At 65.6% G+C, this 895-nt stretch carries 2 protein-coding genes; both read left to right on the top strand.

Annotated features, from left to right (window positions below; genetic code table 11):
- A partial coding sequence (locus CWM54_RS27825; protein WP_139155398.1) for a sodium ion-translocating decarboxylase subunit beta occupies positions 1-123 on the top strand: 123 nt, incomplete at its 5' end.
- A gap of 59 nt (positions 124-182) precedes the next feature.
- A complete protein-coding gene (locus CWM54_RS27820) occupies positions 183-893 on the top strand; it encodes a hypothetical protein (RefSeq protein WP_100699194.1) in 711 nt (236 codons plus the stop codon).
- Positions 894-895 lie beyond the last annotated feature (2 nt).

Genomic DNA, 895 nt, shown 5'->3' with positions numbered 1-895 from the left:
GTGGGTCTGGAGGCAGACGGGCAGAACTTCCTGCTGATGCACGCCATGGGCCCGAACGTGGCCGGAGTGATCGGCTCGGCGATCGCCGCCGGGGTGATGCTCAAGTACGTGCTGGCGATGTAGGCCAGCCTGTTCCCGCGGCTGGCATGTCGGCCGCGGAGATTTCTCATAAGGAGACGGTGATGAATGAAGCCATAGCATGCTGTCCGGAAAACCGGACATCAACACGGGAGGCGATTGTCGACGCCATGCTGGCGTCAGGCGATGAACTTGCGCAACTGCAGCCGGCGCTGAACCTGCTTTCGCCCCCGCTGAACGCCACGCCTGGTGAAGCGCTGCTGGCCAGCTGTTATGAGGCCGGCGCCGACCACAACGCTGACGAGGCGACACGGGCGGTGACTGCCTTACCGGCGGCGGTCGTGCGCTCTGCGACGCCCTCGCTGCAGCGCAGCGGTCTGCTGTGCATGGCGGCCGGGGCGCTCAGCGCCCGGCAACTTCCGCTGACGCACAACCGGCTGTGCGACGTGGCGGGGCAGTTCGCCCGCGCTATCCCTGAAGGCGATGAAGAGGCGGGCAGTGGATTTTATACCGTGCGCAGCGTGTCCCTCCCCGTCTACCGGCGGCTGCGGCGGGATAACCATTCCCACAGCGTCTGTCTGCAGCAGGCGCTGCTGCATTTGCTGGCCTGGAAGAGTGAGTCGCCCTGGGCGCGGCAGCAGGCGCAGCGTCTGCTCTGGCAGGGAGGCGTGCTGGGTGAGAAGGGGGAGTTTGCGCTACTGACGCTGGATGATGAGCTTCGCGAGCGACAGATAGTCTGGCCCGCGCTGAGATCGCTGCTGGCGGTGACCGGGTTTCTGGTCAGATTCCCGGCCGGTCCGGTATTTAGCGATTAACG

This window comes from Klebsiella sp. D-Nf1, assembly GCF_002810515.1.
GTDB classification, from domain to species: domain Bacteria; phylum Pseudomonadota; class Gammaproteobacteria; order Enterobacterales; family Enterobacteriaceae; genus Klebsiella; species Klebsiella variicola.
This window is presented reverse-complemented; position numbering and strand designations above follow the sequence as displayed.

What these genes read in the sequence shown, in the direction of transcription:
- CWM54_RS27820 (WP_100699194.1), top strand. Translation starts at nt 183, where the DNA reads ATGAATGAAGCCATAGCATGCTGTCCGGAAAACCGGACATCAACACGG.